This window comes from Actinosynnema sp. NPDC050801 (assembly GCF_040673975.1).
Lineage (GTDB): Bacteria > Actinomycetota > Actinomycetes > Mycobacteriales > Pseudonocardiaceae > Actinosynnema.
In genome coordinates, this window is record NZ_JBFAQZ010000008.1 from 120007 (window position 1) to 144979 (window position 24973).

General features: G+C 72.3%; 23 protein-coding genes and 2 pseudogenes. 15 read left to right on the forward strand and 10 right to left on the reverse strand.

Features of this window, described 5'->3' with window-relative positions; all coding sequences use genetic code 11:
* The first annotated feature begins 17 nt into the window (after positions 1–17).
* Positions 18–830 (forward strand): GntR family transcriptional regulator, encoded by an 813-nt coding sequence (locus tag AB0K14_RS19825; RefSeq protein ID WP_360459896.1) that lies wholly within the window; start codon positions 18–20, stop codon positions 828–830.
* Position 831: 1 nt separating this feature from the next.
* On the opposite strand, the gene AB0K14_RS19830 is transcribed toward AB0K14_RS19825, so the two are convergent.
* The gene (locus tag AB0K14_RS19830; protein WP_360459894.1) at positions 832–2295 is read right to left on the reverse strand and encodes a hypothetical protein; all 1464 of its coding nucleotides are present in this window, start codon (positions 2293–2295) and stop codon (positions 832–834) included.
* On the reverse strand, positions 2292–4796 hold the full coding sequence (locus AB0K14_RS19835; RefSeq protein WP_360459893.1) for an SUMF1/EgtB/PvdO family nonheme iron enzyme: 2505 nt from the start codon (positions 4794–4796) through the stop codon (positions 2292–2294). The genes AB0K14_RS19830 and AB0K14_RS19835 overlap by 4 nt, the downstream gene beginning before the upstream one ends.
* Before the next feature lie 79 nt (positions 4797–4875).
* Between AB0K14_RS19835 and AB0K14_RS19840 the strand changes: the two genes are divergently transcribed.
* The 5 genes from AB0K14_RS19840 to ccsB all read left to right on the forward strand — a co-directional run bounded on the left by AB0K14_RS19840 (position 4876) and on the right by ccsB (position 7887).
* A complete protein-coding gene (locus tag AB0K14_RS19840; protein WP_360459891.1) occupies positions 4876–5283 on the forward strand; it encodes a VOC family protein in 408 nt (135 codons plus the stop codon).
* Positions 5284–5331: 48 nt separating this feature from the next.
* Positions 5332–5688, forward strand: a complete 357-nt coding sequence (locus AB0K14_RS19845; protein WP_360459889.1) for a BlaI/MecI/CopY family transcriptional regulator — start codon at positions 5332–5334, stop codon at positions 5686–5688.
* A complete protein-coding gene (locus AB0K14_RS19850) occupies positions 5685–6566 on the forward strand; it encodes a M56 family metallopeptidase (RefSeq protein ID WP_360459887.1) in 882 nt (293 codons plus the stop codon). Before AB0K14_RS19845 ends, AB0K14_RS19850 begins: the two co-directional genes overlap by 4 nt.
* A 69-nt stretch (positions 6567–6635) precedes the next feature.
* Positions 6636–7016: a hypothetical protein gene (locus AB0K14_RS19855; protein WP_360459885.1), complete on the forward strand. Its 381-nt coding sequence runs from the start codon at positions 6636–6638 to the stop codon at positions 7014–7016.
* Positions 7009–7887: a c-type cytochrome biogenesis protein CcsB gene (ccsB, locus tag AB0K14_RS19860; RefSeq protein ID WP_360459883.1), complete on the forward strand. Its 879-nt coding sequence runs from the start codon at positions 7009–7011 to the stop codon at positions 7885–7887. Before AB0K14_RS19855 ends, ccsB begins: the two co-directional genes overlap by 8 nt.
* Here the strand turns inward: ccsB and AB0K14_RS19865 are convergent.
* Complete coding sequence (locus tag AB0K14_RS19865; RefSeq protein WP_360459881.1) at positions 7869–8831, reverse strand: helix-turn-helix domain-containing protein; 963 nt, start codon at positions 8829–8831, stop codon at positions 7869–7871. The genes ccsB and AB0K14_RS19865 overlap by 19 nt on opposite strands.
* Before the next feature lie 97 nt (positions 8832–8928).
* On the reverse strand, positions 8929–10371 hold the full coding sequence (locus tag AB0K14_RS19870) for an SMI1/KNR4 family protein (RefSeq protein WP_360459879.1): 1443 nt from the start codon (positions 10369–10371) through the stop codon (positions 8929–8931).
* Positions 10372–10537: 166 nt separating this feature from the next.
* On the opposite strand from AB0K14_RS19870, the gene AB0K14_RS19875 reads away from it, so the two are divergent.
* Positions 10538–12544 (forward strand): neutral/alkaline ceramidase, encoded by a 2007-nt coding sequence (locus tag AB0K14_RS19875; RefSeq protein WP_360459878.1) that lies wholly within the window; start codon positions 10538–10540, stop codon positions 12542–12544.
* A gap of 12 nt (positions 12545–12556) precedes the next feature.
* On the opposite strand, the gene AB0K14_RS19880 is transcribed toward AB0K14_RS19875, so the two are convergent.
* Together AB0K14_RS19880 and AB0K14_RS19885 are read right to left on the reverse strand one after the other, a co-directional pair.
* The gene (locus AB0K14_RS19880) at positions 12557–13036 is read right to left on the reverse strand and encodes a hypothetical protein (protein WP_360459876.1); all 480 of its coding nucleotides are present in this window, start codon (positions 13034–13036) and stop codon (positions 12557–12559) included.
* A 91-nt stretch (positions 13037–13127) separates the two neighbouring features.
* Positions 13128–13568 carry a DUF6098 family protein gene (locus tag AB0K14_RS19885; RefSeq protein ID WP_360459874.1) on the reverse strand — a complete coding sequence of 147 codons (441 nt, stop codon included), beginning with the start codon at positions 13566–13568 and terminating at the stop codon, positions 13128–13130.
* Between the two features lie 61 nt (positions 13569–13629).
* Between AB0K14_RS19885 and AB0K14_RS19890 the strand changes: the two genes are divergently transcribed.
* Genes AB0K14_RS19890 through AB0K14_RS19900 form a run of 3 tightly spaced genes read left to right on the forward strand, consistent with a single transcriptional unit; the run spans position 13630 to position 17206 of the window.
* Entirely contained in the window at positions 13630–15138 is a 1509-nt protein-coding gene (locus AB0K14_RS19890) for an FAD-dependent oxidoreductase (protein ID WP_360459872.1), read from the forward strand.
* Positions 15138–16211, forward strand: coding sequence for a glutamate--cysteine ligase (locus tag AB0K14_RS19895; protein WP_360459870.1), 1074 nt, complete (start codon positions 15138–15140; stop codon positions 16209–16211). Before AB0K14_RS19890 ends, AB0K14_RS19895 begins: the two co-directional genes overlap by 1 nt.
* Positions 16208–17206, forward strand: coding sequence for an iron-containing redox enzyme family protein (locus tag AB0K14_RS19900; protein WP_360459868.1), 999 nt, complete (start codon positions 16208–16210; stop codon positions 17204–17206). Before AB0K14_RS19895 ends, AB0K14_RS19900 begins: the two co-directional genes overlap by 4 nt.
* Positions 17207–17358: 152 nt before the next feature.
* On the opposite strand, the gene AB0K14_RS19905 is transcribed toward AB0K14_RS19900, so the two are convergent.
* Both AB0K14_RS19905 and AB0K14_RS19910 read right to left on the reverse strand, forming a co-directional pair.
* Positions 17359–17550 (reverse strand): CDGSH iron-sulfur domain-containing protein, encoded by a 192-nt coding sequence (locus AB0K14_RS19905; protein WP_360459866.1) that lies wholly within the window; start codon positions 17548–17550, stop codon positions 17359–17361.
* Positions 17534–18181 carry a HemK2/MTQ2 family protein methyltransferase gene (locus AB0K14_RS19910; RefSeq protein WP_360459864.1) on the reverse strand — a complete coding sequence of 216 codons (648 nt, stop codon included), beginning with the start codon at positions 18179–18181 and terminating at the stop codon, positions 17534–17536. The genes AB0K14_RS19905 and AB0K14_RS19910 overlap by 17 nt, the downstream gene beginning before the upstream one ends.
* 105 nt (positions 18182–18286) lie before the next feature.
* Between AB0K14_RS19910 and AB0K14_RS19915 the strand changes: the two genes are divergently transcribed.
* From AB0K14_RS19915 to AB0K14_RS19930, 4 genes and pseudogenes are all read left to right on the forward strand, one after another.
* Complete coding sequence (locus AB0K14_RS19915; RefSeq protein WP_360459862.1) at positions 18287–19048, forward strand: alpha/beta hydrolase; 762 nt, start codon at positions 18287–18289, stop codon at positions 19046–19048.
* Between the two features lie 357 nt (positions 19049–19405).
* Positions 19406–19765: pseudogene (locus tag AB0K14_RS19920) on the forward strand (DUF6359 domain-containing protein); the annotation flags it as partial.
* A 96-nt stretch (positions 19766–19861) separates the two neighbouring features.
* Positions 19862–20545: pseudogene (locus tag AB0K14_RS19925) on the forward strand (endonuclease); the annotation flags it as partial.
* A 164-nt stretch (positions 20546–20709) separates the two neighbouring features.
* The gene (locus AB0K14_RS19930; RefSeq protein ID WP_360459860.1) at positions 20710–21585 is read left to right on the forward strand and encodes an LLM class flavin-dependent oxidoreductase; all 876 of its coding nucleotides are present in this window, start codon (positions 20710–20712) and stop codon (positions 21583–21585) included.
* A gap of 33 nt (positions 21586–21618) precedes the next feature.
* On the opposite strand, the gene AB0K14_RS19935 is transcribed toward AB0K14_RS19930, so the two are convergent.
* Positions 21619–22569, reverse strand: coding sequence for a WYL domain-containing protein (locus AB0K14_RS19935; RefSeq protein ID WP_360459859.1), 951 nt, complete (start codon positions 22567–22569; stop codon positions 21619–21621).
* A gap of 125 nt (positions 22570–22694) precedes the next feature.
* On the opposite strand from AB0K14_RS19935, the gene AB0K14_RS19940 reads away from it, so the two are divergent.
* Positions 22695–23675 (forward strand): alpha/beta hydrolase, encoded by a 981-nt coding sequence (locus AB0K14_RS19940; protein WP_360459858.1) that lies wholly within the window; start codon positions 22695–22697, stop codon positions 23673–23675.
* Positions 23676–23704: 29 nt separating this feature from the next.
* On the opposite strand, the gene AB0K14_RS19945 is transcribed toward AB0K14_RS19940, so the two are convergent.
* Positions 23705–24724, reverse strand: coding sequence for a Gfo/Idh/MocA family oxidoreductase (locus AB0K14_RS19945; protein WP_360459856.1), 1020 nt, complete (start codon positions 24722–24724; stop codon positions 23705–23707).
* Positions 24725–24973 lie beyond the last annotated feature (249 nt).

Genomic DNA, 24973 nt, shown 5'->3' on the forward strand with positions numbered 1-24973 from the left:
AGACGAAGCGAGGCGGCATGGCCGAACCGATCCTCAAACGCGAACGGGTGCGCGACTACCTGCTCGAACTCATCGAGACGCACGCGCCGGGCGCGCCCATCCCGGCCGAACGCGTGCTGTGCCGACAGCTCTCGGTGTCCCGGCCCACGCTGCGCTCGGCGGTGGACGAACTGGTCAACACCGGCCTGCTGATCCGCCAGCACGGCCGCGGCACGTTCGTCGCGCCCGCCAAGATCACCCAGGAGCTGGTGTCGGCCGACCGCGCGATGACCGTGCCGCAGGCGGGCGGCGCCTGGACCAGCCGGGTGCTGGAGCACGCCCGCATCCCGGCCGGTGCGCGGGTCGGCCGCAGGCTGCGCGTCTCACCGGCCGCCGAGATCACCTACATCGCCCGGCTGCGCCTGGTCGACGGCGCGCCGATGGCGATCGAGTACCTGCACGTCCCGGTGGCCGTCGCACCCGGTCTCACGGTCGAGGACATGGAGTCGGGCAACTTCTACGACCGGCTGGCCGACCACGGCGTGCGCGTCAGCGACGCGGTGCAGTCCATCGAGCCCACGGTCACCAACGACGCCGAGTCCGAGCTGCTCGGCGTGCCGGTGTTCGCGCCCGCGCTGCTGTTCGAGCGGTTGACCAACGACACCACCGGCCGCCCGGTCGAGTACGTGCACTCGCTGTACCGCGGCGACCGCTACCGGATCGTCTCCCGCCTGTCCCTCGCACCGACCGCTCCCGCTCCCGGCGCGCGATCCGGCCACCACCCCGGCATCCCGCCCGGCGACCTGTCCTCCGGCCCGGTCCGCTCGGCCACCACCGGCGACGTCCAGTAGCTCAGTCCCGCACCACGTCCAGACTCGCCTCGAACCTGACCTCGTGGTGGCGCACGGCCGGCGCGGGCAGCGCGTTCAACCGCGCGAGCACGTGCTCGGCCAAGTCCTGGGGCAGCACCTCCGGCTCGTCCGGCCGCACGGCCAACCCGATCCACGAGGGCGCCCCCGGCACGAGCCGGAAGTGCAGGAGCATGTCCTGGACCCGGTGCGGTACGCCGTCCAGCGCGTCGTCCACCACCTGGCAGGCGTCCTGGATCAACCGGGCGACCTCGTCGGCCGACACCTCGCGCTCCATGACGTGCTGGTCGGTCAGCAGGTGGATGCCGTCCAGCCGGACGTTGTACAGCGGGACCGTCGGGCCGGTGCGCTCGCCCGCCCTGGGCTTGGGGCGGTACGGCGGATAGCCGTCCGGGCTCTCGACGACCACCCCGAACGGCGAGACGTACCGCTGGGGGTAGGGCTCCAGGACGACCTCCCGGCCCGACGCGCGCCAGCTGAACTCGCGCCGGTCCGCCAGGGCGTCGAGGAACCGCCGCCACAGCTCGGCGGGCATCATCAGCGTGTACCCGTCCTCCTGGTGCACCGCACCGACTTCGATGTCGCCGTGCAGCAGCACCAGGAAGTTCACGCCGATGACGAGGTCGCCGTGCACGACCGAGTCGGTGGCGAACATGATCGCCTCCGGCCCGGTCTGACCGGCCCGCCAGACGAACCGGGCGTCCTCGGACTCACCCGGACCGGGCAGCAGCACCAGGGTGTCGGGCGCGTCGGACAGCAGGGCGTGCAGCCGCACGCAGTCCCCTTCGGACAGCGACAACCGCACCTGCGGTCCGACGTGGACGACGTTGAGGTAGGGCACGTGCGCCGTGGGCAGGTCGTACCGGGACAACAAGGTGGCGGCACCGGGGTGCGTCGGTTCCGGCTCGATCACGACCGGGCGGCGGCTGTCGAACCACCACGGGTGCGGGAACACCCCGGTCAGCTTGCCCAGCAGGGCCAGCACGCGGAGGTGGCCGTACCGCTGCGCGGCCTCGTACTCCCGGTCCAGCACCGGGACCAGCAGCAGCGGCGTCCGCTCGTGGCCCTCGATCTCGAGGTCCTCGATCAGGGGCAGCCGCGGGTCGTGCAGCCGGTAGGGCAGGCACAGGAACCCGCTGATCCGGGGATCGAGGTCGAAGGTGCCCGGGCGGACCTCCAGCGCATCACCGGCCGCCAGGGCCGCGCCGCGCGCCGCGTGGTCGTGGATCGACCGGAACATGTCGAACAGCTGCTCGGGCGGCGGGCCGTCCCGGCGCACCGCGACGACCACCTCGGGCGAGTCGACCGCCTCCAGGCCGCGGGTGGCGAGCACCCAGACCTCCTCCTCGCGGTCGTCGCCCGTGCTCACCCGGTCGACGTACACGGTCGCCCGCACCCCGCCCGGGACGAGCTCGACCCGGTCGACCGGCACGAGTGGTTCCCTCACCGGGCACCACCCGACCAGAGCGGCGGGCCGACGCACGGTCGGAAACCCCGGTCGTCCCGCACGACGTCGCCGCGCATGACCTGCCTCGCGTGGACCACGCACCGGTCGGGGTGCTCCCGCGCCGAACCGCCCTTGAGCACGTGCACACCCTCCGTCGTCGGTCCGGCGCCCGGGTCGTCCTCGCACCACTCCCAGACCGAGCCGATCATGTCCGACGCGCCACCGGCCGGGGATCGGCCGAGCGGGTACATGCCCACCGCGATCGGACCGCCGAGGCCGGAGGCGCCGGTGTTGGCGTGGTCGTCGCGCCAGTCGTCGCCCCACGGGTAGGAGGTCGACCCGCCGCCCGCCGCGCGCTCCCACTCCCGTTCGGTCGGCAGCCGCACCACCCAGCCCTCGGGCCACGCCGGGTCGACCGAGAGGTTCACCCACTGGCAGAACGCCACCGCCTCGCCCCACGTGCCGGTGGCGGGCGCGTTCGGCTGGTGCCCCTCCAGCCCGGTCGGCTGCGCGACGGTCGGCCGGTACTGGCCACGCCGGAACGCGTCGATCTGCGCCACCGTGACGGGGTACCGCGCGATCCACAGCGGCGGGTCGCCGGGCACCCGGCACCACACGATGTCCGGCCGGCCGTCGACCACGCCGACACCGGGGCGTGGATCGCCCAACCGGGCGAGCCGCGCGGAGACCTCGCGCCGCCGCGCGTGCGGCAGGTCGGGCGTGGTCAGCTCCTCCAGCAGGCGTTCCGGTTCGGGCCGCAGGAACTCCCGCTCCCGCTCGTCCAGCGCGGCGTCGAGCTTGCGCACCGCCGCGGCGACCGGTTCGATCCGCTCCTGCGGCCACAGGAACAGCGCGTCGCGCCCGCTGCGCGCCCAGTCCGCCGCCGCGCGCCGCATCCGGTTGACCGCGAGCATGTCCTCGTGCCCGGCGTCCAGCCAGCGCGTCAACCTCGGCCAGCCGCGGAAGATCGCCTCGTGCGCCAGCTCCACGAACGGCTCGGGGCCGTGCCCGGTGACCAGCAGCCGTGCGTCGACCAGCGCGTCGACCAACGCCCTGCGCCGCGGCGAGGACAGCTCGGCCAACGCCGCCCGGCCGCGCACCGGCCCGCCGACCTCGTCCACCTCGACCAGCTTGCGCAGGACCGGGCCGAACTCGTCGCGCACGTCCGGCGGCAGCGCCTGGAACGCGCGCTCGGCCAGCTGCCCGATCGCGCCCTCGACCCCGCCGATCTCCTGGTAGGCCGCCATGGTCAACCGGTCGCCGTCGCGGCGCAGGTGCAGCTCGTTGAGCGCGAACGCGAGCAACGGCAACCGGCCCGGCTCCTGTCGGGCGTGCACCAGCAGCAGCTCGGGCAGGTCGCGGTCGAACCGCAGCCCCGCCAGCGCGGCCGGCCTGCGGATGATCTCGGTGACCGACGACAGGTCCGGTGGGCCCAGTGGCAGCATCGCCGCCCGCAGGTGGCGCGCCAGCCCCTCGTGGTCGAGCGCCGAGCCGAGGAAGTCCGCGCGCAGGCTCGCCACCACGGTCGCGCCGCCCGAGTCGGCCAGCTCCACCAGCCGGTCGAGCAGCGCCTGCCGGTGCGGCTGCGCGGCCGGGCCGAAGACCTCCTCGAACTGGTCGACGAACACCACCGTGCGGGCGTCGGCGGGCTCGGGCAGCTCCTGCCCGGCGGCGATGCCGCGCGGCGTGATCCGGTGACCCGACCACGTGCCGCCGTCGTGACCGGGCGTGCGCCACCCGGTGTCCGCCAACCTCGGCAGCAACCCGGCGCCGATCAGCGACGACTTGCCCGAGCCGCTCGGTCCGACCACGGTGACCAGCCGGTGCGCCCGGACCAGCTCGACCAGGGCGTCCACCTCGCGGTCACGCCCGAAGAACGTGTCGGCGTCCGCCGTGGTGAACGCCTGCAACCCGGGGTAGGGCGAGCGGGACGCGTCCCAGCGCGGTCGCCGCGGCCCGGCGGGGCGGGTCCGGCGCGCGATCAGCCCGCGCAGGTGGGCGTCCACCAGGGACCGGAACTCGCCGAGGTCCGCGAACTCCTGCACCACGCCGCGTCCGCGCAGCGTGTCGAGGTACTCGCCCAGGGCCTGGTACTGCTGTGCCTTGGCGTGCCAGTCCGGGTCGCCCAGCACTACGGTCGCGGGCGCGGTCTTGTGGTAGACCAGCACGTCCGGCCCGCCGGGGCGCAGCGCGTCCTCCAACTCCCAGACCGTGCCCGACGCCGCGCCCCGCGCCGGCGAACCGAGCCGCGACCACAGCACCGCGACCACGATGTCGCTCGCCGACGGCAGCCCCTGCACCGAGTCGACGGTGTCCTGCGGGTGCTCGGAGACCAGCAGCGGCACCGGCGCGTCGGGGTTGTCCCAGCTGGCCACCCGCAGGTCCGTGCCGGGGTCGAGGAACGGGTCGAACCTCAGCCGCCGCACGACCTCCAGCACCGCCGCCCGCTCGTCGGGCACGTCGCCGGGCGAGGACACGTAGACGGTGATCGCGTTGCCCACCCCGGAACCTTCCTCCGCCCTGCGATCGTCGGTCCGTGCTGCCAGGATGAGCCCGCTCGAACGACCCGAGGAGGACCCGGTGACCTCACAACTCAACCCGTACGTCAGCTTCGCAGGAAACGCCCGCGAAGCGATGGAGTTCTACGAATCGGTGTTCGGCGGCACGCTGTCGTTCAACACGTACGGCGAGTACGGCGCGGCGGGCGCGCCCGAGGCGGAGAAGATCATGCACGGCCAGCTGGAGACGCCGAGCGGCTACACGCTGATGGGCGCCGACACCCCGCCCGGGATGCCGCACAACCCCGGCGACAACATCACCATCTGCCTCAGCGGCGACGACGCCGACGAGCTGCGCGGCTACTTCGAGAAGCTGGCCGACGGCGGGAACGTCACGATGCCGCTGGAGAAGCAGATGTGGGGCGACGAGTACGGCTCCTGCCAGGACCGGTTCGGCGTGTCCTGGATGGTCAACATCAGCGCCGCGTGATCCCGCCCGGCGCCGTGCCTCGTACCATCACTACGTGACGGGTGGAGGGTGGCGGTGAAGGGGCTCGGCGAGTTGGAACGGGCCGCGATGGACGTCCTGTGGGACCGCGGTGAGCCGGTCGCGGTGCGGGACGTCGTGCGCGCGCTGGCCGACCGCGACCTGGCCTACACGACCGTGATGACGGTCCTGAACCGGTTGGCGAAGAAGGGCTTCGTCCGCCGCGAGGCCGGGGAGGGCCGCGCCTGGTACTACGCGCCGGTCGCCAGCCGCGAGCAGTACGTCGCCCGGCTGATGCTGGACGCGTTGTCGCTGACCGGCGACCGGGAGACGGCGCTGGCGCACTTCGCGCAGTCGATGACCGCGCCCGAGGCCGAAGCGCTGAGCCAGGCGTTGGACGAGCGGTGAACGCCGCGCTGCACCTCGCGGTGACGCTGGTGCTGAGCGTGGCGGCGGCGGGCCCGCTCGCCCGTGCCCGGTGGGTGTGGCGCGCACCGCGCACCGGGATCCTGCTGTGGCAGATGCTCGGCCTGTCGTGGGCGCTGTCCGCGGTCGGACTGCTGCTCGCCCTCGGCCTCGCGCCCTACGACGCGCCCATCCCGATCGCCTTGGGACGGTGGGTGGACGACGCGGTGCGCGGCGACGTCACGCCGCTCGCCGTGCTGGTGGTGCTCGGTCTGCTGTCCGCGTTGGACCTGGTGATCGGCCTGCTGTGGACGTGGCGCTCGGTGCTGCGGGTCCGGCGGCGGCACCGCGACGTGCTGGCGCTGGTGGCCCGTCGCGACGACGCCGCGCCCGGCGCGTTCGTGCTTGACCACCCGCACGTGGTCGCCTACTGCGTGCCTGGCGCGCGGTCGGCCGTCGTGCTCAGCTCGGGCGCGCTGACCGCGTTGACCCGCGACCAGGTGGACGCCGTGCTCGGCCACGAGCACGCGCACGGGCGTGAGCGGCACGACCTGGTGCTGCTGCCGTTCAGCGCGTTGTGCTCGGTGCTGCCGAAGGTCCGGCTGGTGCGGTCGGTCGCGCGGGCGGTGGCGTTGCTGGTGGAGATGCGGGCCGACGAGAGCGCGAGCCTGCGCCACGGCGCCCAGCCGCTCGCCGCGGCGCTGCGCAGGTTCGGCTCGGCGCGCCCGCCCGAGGGCGCCCTGGGTGCGGCCGACGTCGCGGTCGAGGCACGGCTGGACCGCCTGGCCGGTCTGCCGCCGTTGCCCGCGGTCCTCCGGTGGTCCGCGGTGGTCGGAGGGCTGGTGCTGGTCTCGACCCCGATGAGCTTCCTGGTGTGGTGACCCCTCCCCGCTGGCTACTACAACGTGTAGTGCTACGTTGCGTAGTAGTCAGTTCGGAAGGGTTTCTCGATGATCGAAGTCCTGGCGACCGCGTTGACGGTCGTCGCGTTGGCCGCCGCTGCCTGGGCGTTGGTGCTGGCCGTGCTCGACCACCCGATCACGTTGCGCACCAAGCCGACGCTCGGGCTGGCGGGGGTCGTCCTGCTGCTGGAGGCGGGGCTGCTCGTGCAGGCCGCGGTCGGCGTGGTGGCGATGCTCGGCTCGGACCGGGAACTGGACCGGGCGACGTTCGTCGGCTACCTGATCGGGGTGGCGGTCGTGCTGCCGCTGGGTGCGGTGTGGTCGGTGGCCGAGCGGTCCCGGTGGGGCGCGGGCGTGCTGACCGTGACCTGCCTGAGCGTGCCGGTGATGATCCTGCGGCTCAACCAGTTGTGGGCCGGCCATGGGTGACCGCCTCGCCGCGTCCGCCCTGCTCAGCGACTGGCTGTTCACCAGCGCGTTCGGCGTCTACATGCTCGCCGCCCTGCTCTGCTCGGCGGAGTACGCCCTGGCCCGGCACGCGGCGAACCCGCCCGCGTTCGCCGTGCGGCTCGGCCGTTGCGGTGTCGCCTCGACCGTCCTGGGCGGGCTGCTGCACCTCGGGTCGGTGGTGCTGCGCGGTGTCGCGACGGGCCGCGTGCCGTGGGGCAACATGTACGAGTACCTGTCGGCGGTGGGGTTGATCGCCGTCGTCGCGTGGCTGTACCTGGTGTCCCGGTACGACGTGCGCCGGCTGTCGGTGTTCGTGCTGCTGCCGATCGCGTCGCTGCTGTTCCTGGCGGGCAACCGGCTCTACGCCGAGGCGGCGCCGCTCGTGCCGCCGCTGCGCTCGTTCTGGATCGTCGTCCACGTCGCCGCGGCGATCATGGCGGCCGGCGTGTTCCTGCTGTCCGGTGTGGTCAGCGCGCTGCACCTGGCCAGTTCGGGCGAGTTCAGCCGGAAGGGCAGGCCGAACCCCCGGCTGCCACCAGCGGAACACCTGGACAAGATCGCCTACCGCACAGGCGCGGTCGGGTTCCTGACGCTCACGTTCGCGATCATCACCGGCGCGGTGTGGGCGGAGCAGGCGTGGGGCCGGTTCTGGGGCTGGGACCCGAAGGAGACGGTCGCCTTCGTGTCGTGGGTCTGCTACGCCGCCTACCTGCACGCCCGCGCCACGGTGGGCTGGCGTGGCCGGCGCTCGGCGTGGCTCAACGTCGTCGGCATGGTCGCGGTGCTGTTCAACCTGTTCTTCGTCAACCTGGTCGCGGTCGGCCTGCACTCCTACGCGGGGGTCGACTGAGCCGCACCGCGGAAGGCGGTGCGGTAGGCGTGGGGGTTGGTGCCGACGACGCGCTTGAACCGGTCGCGGAACGCGGTGGGGGAGCCGAAGCCGACCCGTGCGGCGATCCGGTCGACCGGGTGGTCGGTGGCTTCCAGCAGGTGCTGCGCCCGGCGGATCCGCGTGCGGTGCAGCCACCGCACCGGAGTGGTGCCGGTCTGCTCGCGGAAGCGGCGGTTCAGGGTGCGGGTGCTCATGCCCGCGTGCGCGGCGATCTCCTCCAGGCCGAGGTCGCGCGCGCAGTTGTCCTCCATCCAGCGCAGCACGGGTTCCAGCACCGAGCCGCGTGGTGTGGGCGGCTGCTCGTGGACGATGAACTGGGCCTGCCCGCCCTCCCGTTCCAGCGGCATCACCGACAGGCGGGCGGCGTCCGCCGCGACCGCGGAACCGTGGTCCTGGCGGATCAGGTGCAGGCACAGGTCCAGGCCGGCGGCCGCGCCCGCCGAGGTGAGCAACCGGCCGTTGTCCACGTAGAGGACGTCGGGGTCGACGTCGATCCCGGGGTGGCGCGCGGCCAGCGCGGCGGCGCCCGCCCAATGTGTGGTGGCGCGCAGCCCGTCGAGCAGGCCGGTCGCCGCGAGGATGAACGCGCCGGAGCAGATGGAGGCGATCCGCGCCCCACCGGCGGCGGCGCGCCGGAGGGCGTCGAGCACCTCGTCCGGGACCGGCGCGGTGGCGTCGGCGCAGCCGGGCAGGATCACGGTGTCCGCGTCGGCCAGCGCGTCCAGGCCCCACGGCGGTTGGAGGGTGAACGCGCCCGCGTCGACCGTCGGGGTGGCGCCGCAGACCAGCACGCGGTAGGCGGGGCCGCCGTCGGGCAGCCGGGTGCGGGTGAACACCTCGATCGGCGTGGCCAGGTCGAACGGGACGACCCGGTCGAGGGCGAGGACGGCCACCGTGCGCATGCCGAGACCCTAGCGCCGCCCGCGGGCACGTCGGACGGCGTCGACCTGCTCGTGCGTCGACCTGCTCGTGCGGCGGGCAGCGGGCGGCGGGCGTCGGCTAGAACGTCCCGCGCAGGACGTCGGCGGGCACCGGCGCTCCGAGCCACTCCGCCCACTCGACGGCACGGGCGAGTGAGTCCTGCCCGACCAACGCGCCGGCGGCCAGTCCCTCGGGCGGGGCGGGCAGCCGCCGCCACTGGTCGTCGTGCAGCACGAGGTAGGCGGCCGCGGGCAGCGAGCCGGGGTTCGTCGCCGTCGCGTCGCCGAGGTCCAGTTCGACCAGGCCGGACCAGGCGGGCACCTCGACCACCGCGCCGCCGCGGATGCGCGCCGAGCGCAGGGGCAGCCCCGCGAGCGGCATGAGGTCGATCTCCGAGGCGGTCACCGACACGTGCCGCAGCCCGGGCAGCGCGGCCAGGGGCGTCAGGTCGGCGCCGGTCGCGTCCACCAGCGTCACGGTCCGCACCTCGTCGAGGTCCTCGGTCGACGCCAGCGCGGCGGCGAGGTCCGTCCCGTCCAGCGAGAGGCGCAGCTCGGTGCCGGGCGGGCGCCGCCAGGTGGGGACGAACCCGGCGCCGTCGGGCAGCCGCCGGTATTCGCCCGCCCCGCACCGGTCGAGGACCTGTTCCAGCCACGCGGTGACCGACGGCGCGAGGTACCGCAGGTGCCCGTCCTGGGTGTCGGCCAGCAGGACCTGTCCCGGCCGGCCGGCCGGTCCCGGCGCCAGGTCGACCACGATGAACAAGAGGTGGCCGTTGCTCGCGACCGGCACCCAGCCGGGGTGCCACCAGCCGGTCCGGACCGCGTCGACCGGGCCGTCGTACACGACCTCCTCGGCCCACTCGTCCGGGTGGAAGTCGTGGAAACCGCCGGTCCACTCCATGGCGCTGCGCGCGCCTTCGATCCGGTCCAGGGGCAGGAGCGGGAGACCGAGCGGCCCGGGCGGCTCGACGGTGCCGTCCCCGAGCAGGTAGAGCGCGCGGAGGTCGGCCGGGAGCACGACGTCGAACCGCTCCTCGACCTCGACCAGCGCCTGCCCGCTGGCGGGCGGCTCGGTCCGCGGCGCGGTGCCGGTGATCGATTCGAACAGCGCGGCGTACTCGGCGACCAGGTCCGGCACCCGCGCCGGGTCACCGGCCGGCGGGAGTGCGGAGGGTGGCAGCGGCGGCGCCGCGGGCCGGCGGGCCGGGTCGAGCACCCGCACGTAGGTGGGCGGCAAGGTCGCGGTCTGCTGGGACATGCCCCGCACCACCACGGCCTCGTAGGTGTTGTCCGGGTTCACCCGCAGCTCCAGGACGGCGTCGCCGAAGCGCTCGAACAACGCCTGCCCCGGGCCGTTGCCGAACCGGTCCGGATCCCGGCCGAGCTTCCCGTCGCCGTCCAGCGCCGTCCGGGACGACGTGCCGCCCTCGCTGAACGAAGCCCGGTGGACGATCTGCCGCCACTGCCACTCGGCCCTCCCGAACAGCGCCCGGCACAGATCCACGATGACGTCGTCCACATTCCCCCCAAGATCGGGTCGGAATCCTAACGACGCCCACCGACACCCGAAGTCCAGCTGCGCGTGCCCGACCGGGGAACCGGCCACGGCTTGCCCCGAGTGGCCTGGATCACCTACCGTCGAGTAAGGTGAAGACGTTTCGCGTATCACGGCTCTAGGAGTGCGGATGCGGGTCTCTCGACGGTCGTTGGCGGCAACGGCACTGGTCGGCGCGCTGGTCGTGGTCGGACTGCCGGTGGCAGACGCCGCGCCGGAGCCGTACCTGGTGGGGCGGGGCATCTCCGACGTCACCGGGCCGGCCGCCGAGAACGGGATGATGGGGTACTCGGCGTTCGACCAGAAGACCACCGGCATCCACCAGCGCCAGCGCTCACGCGCGTTCGTGGTGGTCGACCAGACCACCGGCAAACGCGTCGCGTACGTCAGCGCCGACCTCGCGATGATCTTCCGGGCGGTGCAGGAAGCGGTGCTGGCCAAGCTCCAGGACCGTTACGGCGCGCTCTACACCCGGGAGAACGTGCTGCTGTCCGCCACCCACACGCACGCCGGACCCGGCGGCTACTCGCACAACCTCGCCTACAACCTCTCGATCCTCGGCATGCAGCCGCAGACGCTGGCCGCGATCACCGACGGCATCACGGAATCGGTCGTGCGGGCGCACGAGGACCTCAAGCCGGGGCAGCTGTCCCTGGGCCGCGGCGAGCTGACCGACGCCAGCGTGAACCGCTCGCGGATCGCGTTCGAGCGCAACCCCGACAAGGGCCACTTCCCGCAGGCCATCGACCCGGCCATGACCGTGCTGCGGTTGCGGCAGAACGGCGCGGACGTCGGCGCGATCAGCTGGTTCGCCACCCACAACACGTCGATGACCAACAAGAACACGCTGATCAGCCCGGACAACAAGGGATACGCGTCCTACCAGTGGGAGCACGACGACCGGGGCGTGCGGTACCTGGAGGACCGGCCGGGTTTCGTCGCCGCGTTCCCCAACACCAATGCGGGCGACATGTCGCCGAACCTCAACCTGCGCCCCGGTTCCGGCCCGACCGAGGACGAGGTGGAGAACACCCGGATCATCGGCGAGCGGCAGAACCGCAAGGCGCAGCAGGTGTTCGCGGGTCCGCAGACGCCGGTGACCGGCTCGGTGGACTACCGGATGCGGTTCGTGGACATGGCCGCGGTCGCCGTCGACGGCCGGTACACCACCGACGGGCGACCGGGTACGACGTGCCCGGGCGTGGTCGGCGCGTCCACCATGGCGGGCAGCGTGGAGGACGGTCCGGCGATCCCCGGTTTCCGCGAGGGCATGACGAGCCCGTTGAAGGCCCTGTTCGAGCCGCTGGACGTCGAGGTGCCGCAGTGGCTGCGGGACTGCCAGTACCCCAAGGCGTCGCTGGTGCCGACCGGCCTGGTGCAGGCCACCCCGAACGTGCTGCCGCTGCAGGTCGTGAAGATCGGACCGCTGCACCTGGTCGCCGTGCCCGGTGAGGTGACGATCGTGGCGGGCCTGCGGATCCGGCGCGCGGTCGCCGCCGAGGCCGGTGTGGCGCTGGAGAACGTGCTGGTGCAGGGCTACGCCAACGACTACAGCCAGTACGTGACCACGCCGGAGGAGTACGACCTCCAGCAGTACGAGGGCGGCTCGACGCTGTTCGGCCGCAACACGCTGCCCGCCTACCAGCAGGAGTTCGCCGCACTCGCCGCGTCCTTGCGCGCGGGCACACCGCTCCCGCCGGGTGCGACGCCGACCAAGCCGCCGTTCACCGGGATCAACCTCCAGACCGGGGTGGTGTTCGACGACAAGGCGCCGTGGCACTCCTTCGGCCAGGTGCTCACCCAGCCCGCCACCGCCTACGCGCGCGGGCAGACCGCCACGGCGGTGTTCGTCACCGGGCACCCGAAGAACGACCTCCACCGCAACGGCACGTTCCTGGAGGTCCAGCGCCTGGTCGGCGGCACGTGGCAGCGGCACGCCGACGACGGCGACTGGTCCACCCGGTACCGCTGGCAGCGCGAGGGGGTGGCGAACTCGAACGCCACGATCACGTGGACCATCCCGGCCGACACCCCGGCGGGCACGTACCGCATCGTGCACCACGGCGACTGGAAGAGCGGTTGGACCGGCGCGATCACCCCGTTCAGCGGCACGACCAGGGCGTTCACGGTCGGTTAGGCAGCGACGGGCTCAGCCGAAGTCGAGGTCCTGCGGGAGGATCCAGACACCACCACCGGAGAGGTTGTCCTGGTCGTGGAACAGCATCGCGCCGTCACCGGACCGGATGGCCACGACGTAGCCGCTGGCCCGATCGGGCTCGACGCCGGTCCTGGCGGCAGGGATGTTGGTCAAGGCGTGGACAGGGGAGGACGCTATCCGGGACGTGGCCACGGCGCGGGCCATCAGGTCGGCGGCGTAGACGATCGTGAGGGACGCGACCAGTGCCACGATGATGACCAGGCGTTGGGAGTCGTTGAAGCCGAACGGATCCTCGTCGACCACGGCAGCCGGCTGCTGGTTGTCCTGATTGGTGCTCACCTCCGCCGCCAGGCCCATGACAGCCGTGAGGCCGCCGATGGTGGTGACGAGGTACGTGGCCCACTTGGTGAGGTTCAGCGTCGAGGACTTGATGGCATCACTCGGACTGGGCTTGTTCAGGAGTATGGACACGTCGGGCGCCTCCCGTCCCCAGGGGGGCCTCTCACGCTACGCTGCGGCCGTTCGCGTGGTTGTCACTCCATTGGGGGACGTCGGTGACACGTCAGGAACCTTCACGGTCCAGCGGGCCCCAGTTGGTGGCGGCGTGTTCGTCGACCAGGCGTTCACACTCGGCCAGCACGTCGTCGGCGATCCACCCGATCGGTTGATGACATTCGACCAGTGGCTCGTTGTCCGGCCCACGCCCCACCTCGGCGCCCTCCAGGACCCACGGTCGCGTGCCCGGTCCGCGGCGCTCCTTGAGGTGGCGGTAGTCGTGCAGGCGGCGGGCCACCCAGAGCCGCAGCGGCCTGCCGCCCCACCACGGTTCGACCGCCAGCGAGTTGGCGGACAGGCCGGGCAGCCGCACGCCGCTCAACCCGTCCCGGCTGCGCCGGTCGCTGTCCGCTTGCGGCCCCTGCGACCAGCGCACGTACAACTCGTGCGCGGGCGCGCGGTCCTCGACCAACGTGACCAAGTCGGAAAGATCGGCGAAGGTGCGCATGCGTCCGGGTTACCTCGTCGGCGAAGGTTCGAACACGAATGGTGCGGGTACCAGCTAAAGCATGACGCACGCGACCACGACCGCCCGCCACTCGCTGTGGTCGGAGGCGATCCCGCACGGCCGGTTCCCCGTGTTCACCGGAGAGACCGCGGTGGACGTGGCGGTGGTCGGGGGCGGGATAACCGGGATCACCACCGCGTTGCTACTCAAGCGCGCGGGCCTGCGCGTGGCGGTGGTGGAGGCCGAGCGCGTGGGCGGCGGCGTGAGCGGCAACAACACCGCCAAGGTGACCGCCCTGCAGTCCACTGTGTACTCGAAGATCGTGCGCAAGCACAGCGCCGAGGTGGCGGCCGACTACGCCACCGGCAACGCCGCCGCGGTCGAACGGGTGGCCGCGCTGGTGTCCGAACTGGACATCGCCTGCGACCTGCGCCGGATGCCCGCCTACACGTACGCGATCGAAGAGGGGGAGCTCCCCGCGGTCGAGGAGGAGGCCGAGGCCGCGAGCCGGGCCGGGCTGCCGGTCGTGCGCGACGGCGGTGAGCTGATGGGCGTGCCGTTCCCGGTGGCGGGCGCGGTGCGGCTGGACGACCAGCTGCTGATCCACCCGGTGAAGTACGTGCGGGGCCTGGCGGAGGCCGTGGACGGTGACGGCTCCCGGGTCTACGAGGGCAGCCGGGTGCTGCGGATCGAGGACGGCAAGCCGAGCCGGGTCCACACCGACCAGGGCACGGTCGTCGCCGAACGGGTCGTGGTCGCCACGCACTACCCGATCCTGGACCGCGGCCTGTACTTCGCCCGGCTGGAGCCCATCCGCTCCTACTGCATCGCGGTGCGGCTCGCGTCGGGCACGCCGCCGACCGGACTGTCCATCAGCGCGGGCAGCCCGTCGTGGTCGCTGTCGCGCTCCGGGGACCTGCTGATCGTGTGCGGGCAGGGTCACGCGACCGGCGCGTCGCCCGGCGAGCCCTACGAGGAGCTGACCAAGTTCGCCGCCGAGCGCTGGGACGTCGCCGAGGTCACGCACCGGTGGTCCGCGCAGGACCCGACGTCCTACGACAACCTGCCGATGATCGGCTCGTACCTCCCGGGCTCCACCACGCTGTACGGCGCGACCGGGTTCATGAAGTGGGGCCTGAGCAACGGCACCATGGCCGCCGAGCTGCTGACCGACCTGGTCGTGGGCCGGGAGAACCCGCTGACCGCGCGGTTCAGCCCGCACCGGGTGACACCGGGCGCGACGCCGAAGCTGGCGAAGCTGAACGCGAAGGTGGCCGTGGACCTCGTCGGTGACCGGTTGAAGTCGGCCGAGGTCGACACGGTCGCGGACGTGCCGGTGGGCGAGGCGCGGGTGGTGAAGGACGGCACGGGCAAGGCCGGGGTGTACCGCGACGAGGAGGGCGGCGTGCACGGGGTGTCGTTGCGCTGCACGCACCTGGGCTGCCTGGTCCGGTTCAACTCCGCCGAGCGCAGCTGGGACTGCCCGTGCCACGGGTCGCGGTTCGACGTGGACGGCGCGGTGCTGGAAGGTCCGGCGACCAAGCCCCTGCCCCGCCGCGATCCCGCCTGATGACGCTGGGTGTCGAAGAGGAGTTCCTCCTCGTGGACCCGTCGACGCGTCGTCCGGTGGCGCGTGCGGCGGACGTGGCGGCACACGTGCGCGACCTGCCCCCTGGCGCGAAGGTCCACCGTGAGCTGAACGGCGCGCAACTGGAGTTCGCCACCGGTGTGTGCGCGGGGCTGGACGAGCTGCGCGACCAACTCGTGGCGGGTCGACGCGCGCTGGCCGAGGCCGCCGGTGCCGAGGGCTTGTGGTTGGTCGCGTCGGGTTCGCCGCCGTTGGCCGACCCGCGACCGGCGTTGAGCGCGGGGGAGAGGTTCGAGCGGATCGAGGCGATCTACCGCGCGCAGGTGCGGGACTACCAGTGCTGCGGCTGCCACGTGCACGTCGGCGTGCCCGATCGGGAGACGGCCGTGCACGTGGTCAACCACCTGCGGCCGTGGCTGCCGACGCTGCTGGTGCTGGGTGGCAACTCGCCGTTCGACCGCGACCGCGACACCGGGTACGCGAGTTGGCGGATGATGCACCAGGCCCCGTTCCCGGGCTCGGGCGTGCCGCCGTTCTGCCGCACGGCCGACGAGCACGACGCGCGGGTGGCCCGGCTGGTCGACTGCGGTGCGCTGGTGGACGCGAATCAGACGTTCTGGCTGGCCAGACCGTCGCGGCGGTACCCCACGGTCGAGGTGCGAGTCGCCGACACCGCCGCGACGGTGGATGACGCGCTGCTCCAGGCCGCGCTCACCAACGCCCTGGTGGACACCGCCAGGTCCGCCGGTGCCGCACCGGAGCCCGACGAGCAGGTGTTGGCGGCCGCGGTGTGGTCGGCGGCCCGGCACGGGCTGTCCGGTCCGGGCGTCGACCCCTTCACCGCGCGGCAGGTGCCCGCGGTCGAGTTGGTGGAGGCGTTGCTGGAGCACGTGTCCGACGCCCTGGGTGACGACCGCGAGCTCGTCCGCTCGCTGGTGCGCGGAGTGCTGGAGAACGGCACGGGCGCGCAGCGGCAACTGAGAGCGGGCTCACCCGAGGCCGCCGTCGACCTGCTCGCGTGCACACCGACCGGAACGGGTAGTCCACGGGCATGACCACTGTGGACCCTGCTCTGGACCGGGCCGTCCTCCCCGCGCCGCGAGGCCCCCTGTCCGCCGCCGTCCTGGACGCCCTGCGCGGCGACCCGCCCGCGGCCGGTCTGCCGTCGCACGTGTCGGCGGACCCGTACGGCGAAGACCTGCAACTGGCCCTGCACGTCTGCTACGAGCTGCACTACCAGGGCTTCGAGGGCGTGTCGGACGACTGGGAGTGGGATCCGGGGCTGCTGGCCTTCCGCGCCGCCCTGGAACGGGTGTTCCTGGGCGCGCTGCGGGCCGACGTGCCCGGCGGCGTCGACATCGGCGGTGTGCTGGACGAACTGCTGGTCGAGCCGGTCGACGGTGTCGGCGTGAGCCACTTCCTCAAGGACGACGGCGAGTGGTGGCACATGCGCGAGTACCTGGCGCTGCGCTCGATCTACCACCTGAAGGAGGCCGACCCGCACGCGTGGGTGATCCCGCGCCTGCGCGGCACCGCGAAGGCGGCGCTGGTGGCCGTGGAGTTCGACGAGTTCGGCGGCGGGCGCGGCGACCGCATGCACTCGCGGCTGTTCGCCGACCTGCTCGTCGGCGCCGGCCTGGACCAGGGCTACCTGCGGTACCTGGAGCACGCGCCGGCCGTGATGCTGGCAACGGTGAACCTGATGTCGTTGTGCGGGCTGCACCGCTCGTTGCGCGGCTCGCTGGTGGGGCACTTCGCCGCGGCCGAGATCACCACCGCGCCGAGTGCGACCCGGATGGCCAAGGCGTTGGAACGACTGGACGCCCACCCCGACTGCGTCGAGTTCTTCACCGAGCACATCGAGGCGGACGCGGTGCACGAACAGGTGATGCGCCGGGACGTGATCGGCGACCTGCTGGCCCGTGAGCCGGAGCTGGCCGAATCGGTGGTGTTCGGCGTGCAGGCCACGGAACTGCTGGAGCAACGGCTGGGCGACCACCTGCTGGGCGCCTGGAAGGAGGACCGGACGGCGTTGCGCCTGCCGCTCTAGTGTCGCGCCGGGCGCCGACCGTCGCGTCAGGCTCTGCAACCACGCGGGCAGCACGCACCTGCTCGCGGACCTGGCCGGGTACTACCCCGTCGGTCAGGTCCAACCGCCGGACCCGGCTCCGCGGCGGGAGTCGGGTTCCGCGGCCGGCACGGTCAACGTCGTTTTCGGTGGCTCGTGTCGCACAGCGGGTACCGCTTGCTGCGGCGGCACGCGCACACCGCGACGACGAACCGGTCCGAGCACACCACCTCGCCGTCTTCCAGCCGCACCTCGACCGGCCCCTCCACGAGCACCGGCCCACCCGGCACGACGGTCACCACCCTGGCCTCACGCGGCGTCGGCACGGATCACCACCAGTTCCTCGTGCGACTGACCGGCGTCGATGAGGCCGCGCCGGGCCAACCACTCCGCGCGCCCGCGCATGACCCGCCCGAACGCGATCGTGCGGCGGGCCACCACCGACGCCTTCAACCCACCACCGCGCAACTGCCGCAGGGTGGTGTCCGGATCGCACAGCGAGGAGTGCACGATCAGCCCCATGCCCTTGTCCGCCAACAACAACGGCAGCACCGCGCACAGCCGGTCGAGCACGGAACGCCCGTTCAGCCCGGCGTCCCAGGCCCGTGCGGCACCCCGCGCCGGCACCGTGGCGCTCGGCACGTAGGGCGGGTTCGCCGTCACGACGTCGAACTCCTCCTCGCCGACCAGATCACCGAAGTCGGCGCGTCGCACGCGCACCGACAGACCGCGCAACCGGGCGTTGACCCGGGTGGCGACCAGGGCGCGCCTGCTCAGGTCCACCGCCGTGACCTCACCCGCGCCGGCCAACCCGGACGCGATCGCCAACGCGCCGGTGCCGGTGCACACGTCCAGCACCCGCCCGCCGCGCGGCATCCCGGCCTCCTCCAGCGCCTCGGCCATCAACCACGTGTCCTCTTGGGGCCGGTACACGCCCGGCGGCCTCCACAACAACATAGGACTGTGGTTCCCGGCGCTTCGGCCCGCAAACGAGGCCGGGCGGACAGGAATGGACCGCCGTGGACCGGGGAATCCCGGTGGTCGGTGATGCGGGGAGGTCGGATGGGCGTGGTCGAGGCGACCCGGGCGGCGGCGCGGGAACAGGTCCTGGTGGCGATGCTCGGCATCCCGCGCCTCTTGGCGCACCAGGCTTGGCGCGCCGTCGACCCGCGGGAAGGACGCGGGCTCGGCGTCCTGCTGGTGCCGGGGTTCGGTTTCGGCGACCGGAGCCTGCACCTGACCAGGACCTGGCTGCGCAAGCGCGGTTACGTGCCGACCGGTGCGCGCATCGGCCTGAACGTCGGCTGCACGTCGGAGTTGGTCGACCGCCTGGAACGCAGGTTGGAGGCGCACGTCGAGGCGACCGGCGGCCCGGTCGTCCTGTTCGGGCAGAGCCGCGGCGGCGGCCTGGCCAGGCTGCTGTCCGTGCGCAGGCCGGAACTCGTGCGCGGCCTGGTGATGCTCGCCAGCCCGGTGCTCGACCAGCTCGGCGCGCACCCCAGCGTGGTGCGGGTGGCCCGGACGCTGGCCCGGCTGTCACGGGCCGGCATCCCGGGACTGCTGACCGAGGATTGTTTCGCGGGCACGTGCTACGACACCAACTCCGCCGCCATGGCGCAGCCGTTGCGGGTGCCCGCCATCGCGGTGTTCTCCCGCAACGACCTCATCGCGCCGTGGGAGCTGTGCGCGGACCCGTGCGCGGACTGCGTCGAGGTGAGCAGCACGCACACCGGGATGGGCCTGGACCCGGAGGTGTACCGGCTGCTCGCGCCGCGGCTCGCCGCTTGGGCGCGGAGCGCGGAACGGACGCCCGCGCCCGCGTGAGAAGATCGACGGCGGAACCGGAGGCGGGCACGCCACCGAACCGTCGTCGCGCCTGGTGGCGTTCGGCAACCCGCTGGTGCAGGCCCACATCGCGCTGCGGGAGCGGCTGAACCGTTGGGGGACGGCCTGTCGGAGGACGTGGGGGACCGTGGCCCGTCATGACCAATGGTCCCTTTAATAGCTTCAGTGTTAACTGAAAATCGATCTCGTCTCGTGACGAAAGTTCGTTGATCATTCACTCCGACGTGTGATTTTTCGTGCGATCCTGCCTGCGTGCGGCCACCCTGCGCCGCCGCACCGGGGAGGAGACACCCAATCGTGCGAGTACGACCCCTGCTGAATCCCATTGCCGTTGTCATGTCCGTCGTCGCCGTGGTGGCGGCCCTGCTGATCCCCACCACGGCCGCCGGCGCCACGCCGATCACCGTCGCCCAGGCCGTCGGGCAGCAGAACGGCGCGTCCGCCACCGTCCGCGGCTACGTGGTCGGGCAGCCCACCGCCACCAACACCGTGGTGAGAGCCGACTTCCCGTCCGACTACGCGCTCGCGCTGGCCGACTCGCCTGGCCAGACGAGCACCAGTCAGATGATCTACGTGCAGATCACGTCGGCGTTCCGGGCCCAGTGGGGCCTGCGGAGCAACCCGGGCCTGCTCGGCGCGCGGCTCGACGTCACCGGTCCGCTGAACGCCTACTTCTCGCACCCCGGCCTCACGTCGCCGACGGCGTTCGCCAACGCGGGCACGTCACCCACGTCCACCGCCACGTCCACGGTCACGGTCACGTCCAGCACGACCCCGGGCGGCGGCTACGACGACACGTACTACCGCAACGCCCTCGGCAAGACCGGGTCGTCGTTGAAGACGGCGTTGAACGGGATCATCCGAACCAACGCGAAGCTGTCGTACGACCAGGTGTGGGAGGCGTTGAAGGTCACCGACCAGGACCCGAACAACAGTGCCAACGTGATCCTGCTGTACACCGGGCGTTCCCAAGGCAAGACGACCAACGGCGGTGACCCGGACGACTGGAACCGGGAGCACGTCTGGGCCAAGTCGCACGGCGACTTCGGCACGGCGACCGGTCCGGGCACCGACATCCACCACCTGCGGCCCACCGACGTCTCGGTCAACGCGACGCGGGGCAACAAGGACTTCGACCTGGGCGGCTCGCCGGTGGCGGAGGCGCCCGGCAACTACACCGACGCCGACTCGTGGGAGCCGCGCACCGCGGTGAAGGGCGACGTCGCACGGATGCTGTTCTACATGGCCGTGCGGTACGAGGGTGGCGACGGCTACCCGAACCTGGAGATGAACAACAGCGTCAACAACGGCACCGCGCCGTACCACGGCAGGTTGTCGGTGTTGTTGCAGTGGAACGCGCAGGACCCGCCGGACGCGTTCGAGAAGCGCCGCAACCAGGTGATCTACGACAGGTACCAGGGCAACCGCAACCCGTTCATCGACCACCCGGAGTGGGCGGCGTCGATCTGGGGCTAGATGAGCGGGTTCGCCGGCGGACGCCTGTTCTCGACCTCCGTTCCGGGGGTCGAGAACAGGCGTTTCGCGGGGAGTGGCGCGGGGCGCGGCCACCTCATCGGGTGTTGACCACTCACTTGCATTCTGTTCGAATGAACACAGTGCTTGTGCAATGAGGGGGCGACATGAGGGCCGGGATCACGATCCTGCCGGAGTACCGCTGGGCCGAGGCGAAGCCGAGGTGGCAGGCGGCGGAGGCGTACGGGTTCGCGCACGCGTGGACGTTCGACCACGTGGGTTGGGGTCCGCTGGTGGACTCCACGTGGTTCGGCTCGGTGCCGACGTTGAGCGCGGCGGCCCTGGTGACGTCGCGGATCGAGCTGGGTTTCATGGTGGCGTCGCCGAACTTCCGCCACCCGGTGCCGTTCGCGAGGGACGTGCTGGCGCTGGACGACCTGTCGGACGGCAGGCTCACGGTGGGCGTCGGCGCGGGTGGGGTGGGCGGCTACGACGTGGAGGTGTTCGGCGGCACTACCAGGGCCGCGAGCCCGTCGCGCCGGTACGCGGAGTTCGTGGAGCTGTTGGACGCCTTGTTGACCCGGGACCGGGTCGACTACGCGGGGGAGTACTACTCGGCGGTGGGTGCGCGGAACGTGCCGGGTTGCGTGCAGCGCCCGCGCGTGCCGTTCGTGCTCGCCGCGAACGGGCCGAAGGCGTTGGCCCTGGCGGCCGAGCACGGTCAGGGGTGGGTGACGCTGGGTACGGCGCGCGACTCGCTGGAGGCGTGGTGGAGGTCGTTGGCCGAGCTGTCGGCCCGGTTCGACGAGGCGCTGGCGGCCGGTTCGCGTGACCCGGCCGGGGTGCGGCGGTTCCTGCAGACCGATGCGGCGCCGGTGTTCTCGTTGTCGAGCGTCGAGTGCTACCGCGACTTCCTGGGGCGTGCGGGCGAGTTGGGTTTCACGGACGTGCTCGCGCCGTGGCCGCGGGCGGAGGGTCCGTTCGCGGGTGATGAGGCGATCCTCGACACGGTGGCCGCGGACGTGTTGCCGACGTTGTCCTGACGACGGCCGCAGACCACCGGCGGCGGGCAGGTCTCAGTCGTACCGTTCGACGAGTGCGTTGCCGATCGCGGCCAGGTGGTCTCGCACGCCCTCGGGGCCGGTCACCTCAAGCCATTCGACCAGCCCGGCGAGTTCGCCGGCGAGCGCGTACTCGTTGTAGCCGCGGATCACGACCTCGACGCGGCCGTCGGTGGTGGACCCTCCGACGTCGAGCCGGTCGCCGAGCACCATCCGGAGCCGGGCCATCCCGTCGGGTGTGCAGGTGGCCTGGATCTCGAGGGGCGTCCGCCTGCGGTCGATCTCGTCGGCGATCTCGCGCCAGCTCTCGGCGAGGTCGAACTCGTCGGGTCGGTGCACGGGATCGCCGGTCGGTTCGGCGGACGACACGCGGTCGACCCGGAAGGTCCGCAGGCCCGCGTCGGTGTTGCAGACGAGGTACCACGACGGGCCCTTGGCGACGATGCCCAGCGGGTGGGTGGTCCTCTCGGTTTCGGCGCCGTTGCCGTCGACGTAGGCGAGCCGCACCTGGACGCCGCGGATCACCGCGTCCTGGAGTTCGTCGAGGAAGCGGGGCGGCGGCCGGTGCTCGACCCGCCTCGCTCCCCACCGTTGTGGGTCCATGACCAACGACGCCGCCGCCGCCTCGGCCTGCACCCGGAACGGCTCCGGGAGGGCACGGACGAGCTTGCGCAGCGCTGCTTTCACGGCCGGTGTCGCAGCCGAGGCGGGGCCTGCGACCAGGAACAGGGCGCGGGCCTCGTGCGCGGTCAGCCCGGACAGGTCGGTGCGGGCGCCGCCCACGAGGCGCCAGCCGCCGCCCCGGCCCTGGATGGAGTAGACGGGCACGCCGGCCATGGCGAGGGCGTCGAAGTCACGGCGGGCGGTGCGCTCGGACACCTCCAGCTCCCTGGCGACTTCGGCCGCTGTCAGCTGCTCGCGTTGTTGCAGCAGCAGGAGGAGGGCCATCAGGCGGTCGGCTCGCACGCCGCCGACACTCCCACAGGAAACCGGTCATGGGGTGACCTGTTTCGGTCGGCACGATGGCCACACGACCGCATCGGCCGTCGGTTGCGCCGACGCCGACGCCCCGAACGACAAGAGGAAATGTGATGTTCAATCCGAGCGACTTCCCCGAACCCACCCTCGTCTCCGTCAACGGTGTGGAGCTGGAGGTGTTCGAAGCGGGTCGGGAGAACGCGGGAAAGCCCATCGTGCTCTGCCACGGCTGGCCGGAGCACGCCTTTTCCTGGCGGCACCAGGTGCCGGTCCTGGCTGCGGCGGGCTACCACGTCATCGTCCCGAACCAGCGGGGCTACGGCCATTCGTCCCGTCCGACGGAAGTGACGGACTACGACATCGGGCACCTGTCGGGTGACCTCGTCGCACTCCTGGACCACTACGGCTACGAGGACGCCACCTTCGTCGGCCACGACTGGGGCGCGTTCGTCGTCTGGGCCCTGACCCTGCTGCACCCGAACCGGGTGAACGGCGTGGTAGCGCTGAGCCTGCCCTACCAGGAGCGCGGCGAGGTGCCCTGGATCGAGTCCATGGAGGCCGCGCTCGGCGCCGACTTCTACTTCGTCCACTTCAACCGGCAGCCGGGCGTCGCGGACGCGGTGCTCGACGAGCACGCGGCCCGGTTCCTGGGCAACCTGTTCCGGAAGGACGTGCCCCCGAAGCCGCCTGCGCCGGGTATGGCGATGATCGAGCTCGCCCGGGCGGAGACACCCCTCGGGGAGCCCGTCATGAGCGACGGCGAACTGGCCGTCTTCGTCTCCGCCTTCGAGTCGACGGGCTTCACGAGCAGCATCAACTGGTACCGGAACCTCGACCGCAACTGGCGTCTGCTGGCCGACGTGGACCCGGTCATCCGGCAGCCCGCCCTCATGATCTACGGCGACCGCGACGTGATCCTGAGGGCCGAACGGCTGACGGAGTTCGTGCCCGACGTGGACGTGGTCGGCCTGGACTGCGGTCACTGGATCCAGCAGGAGATGCCGGACGAGACCAACCACGCGATCCTGACGTGGCTGGACCAGCAGGCTGCCGTCCGAGGCGGGTCCGGTGAGTGGGTTCGAGCCAGTGGTTGATCGCGTCGGTGGTACCTGCGGGCACGGGCTCAGCGGACGTGCGCGGCCACCGGGCCGGGTACCTCGCCACGCGCGGCCGGCACGACGGGCTCGGCGCAGATGTTCTTGGCCACCGACAGCAGCTGCACCACGTCCGTGGCGAACGCGAACCCCCGCGAGTGCTGGTCGCCCGCCGCGTGGAACAGCCGGTAGGCGCGGATCATCCACTCGGTGAGCGAGTCGTCGCGCAGCACCTCGTGCTCGCGCCGCCCGTTGACCGTGACGGTGAGCTGCGAGTGGTCGTCGTCGTCGCTGACCGCGTAGTGGCCGACCGCGCTGCCCCGCTCGAACTCCACCGTGATGCGGCGTTCCCGCACCGGCGAGGTGAGGTCGGAGCTGATCTCCGTGCGCACCCCGCTGTTGTGCCGCAGGCCGATCCGCGCGCCACCCATCCGGGGCACCACCACGTCCCCGACGGTGAGGTCGTGCCCGGCGGCGTGGGTGACCCTCGCGCTGCCCGCGAGCCGCAGCGCCAGGCCGACGCCGTGCGGCAGCTCCACGTCGAACGCGGTCTGGTGGTCGGGCCTGGCCATCGACCGGCGGAAGCGCGGCTTGTTCTGCACGATCGAGATCGATTTCGGCTCGCCGAGCGCTCCGCCGCGCAGCAGCTCGGTGAGCCGCCCGGTGAGCGTGCTGGTCAGCCACGGCTCGACCACGGCGATCCGCAGGCCGTGCTTGCGGCGCAGCCGGATCAGCCGGGCCAGGTCGTCGGTGTCGGCGGCCAGCGGCTTCTCCGCGATCACGTTGCGGAAGCCGCGCTCGGCCAGCTCGGCCATCACCTCGGCGCGCAGGGACGGCGGCGTGCACAGGTGCGCCACCGTGTCGCCCGGGTCGAGCAGGGTGGCGGCCTCGGCGAGGCTGCCCACCATGGCCAGGCCCGGGCGTTCCACCGGCAGCCGCCGCGGGTCGCACGTCACGATCGGCCGGTCGTCGAACAGCTGTCGCAGCGAGGTCCGCGCCCTGGCCAGCACCGGCAGGTGCACGTCCGCACCGGCTCGGCCCAGTCCCACGACGAGTGTGCGCACTTGTGAGCCCCGTCTTGTCTCGTCCGGTCTCGAAGGCATCGGGAATGAGCGATGTCCGCTCTCAATTGATGGCCCCGACGCTGTCCCAAGCGCGAAGGCATGTCAACTCGGCGTGGGCGAGTTGACCAGGAAGAGTGAACTGCCCGATGCCCCGCCGCCGGCCCCGTGACCTGCCATACGCTCGGATCCGGAAGCGGTGACCGCGGAGGTGAGTGCGCTGGCCGTGCCATTCTT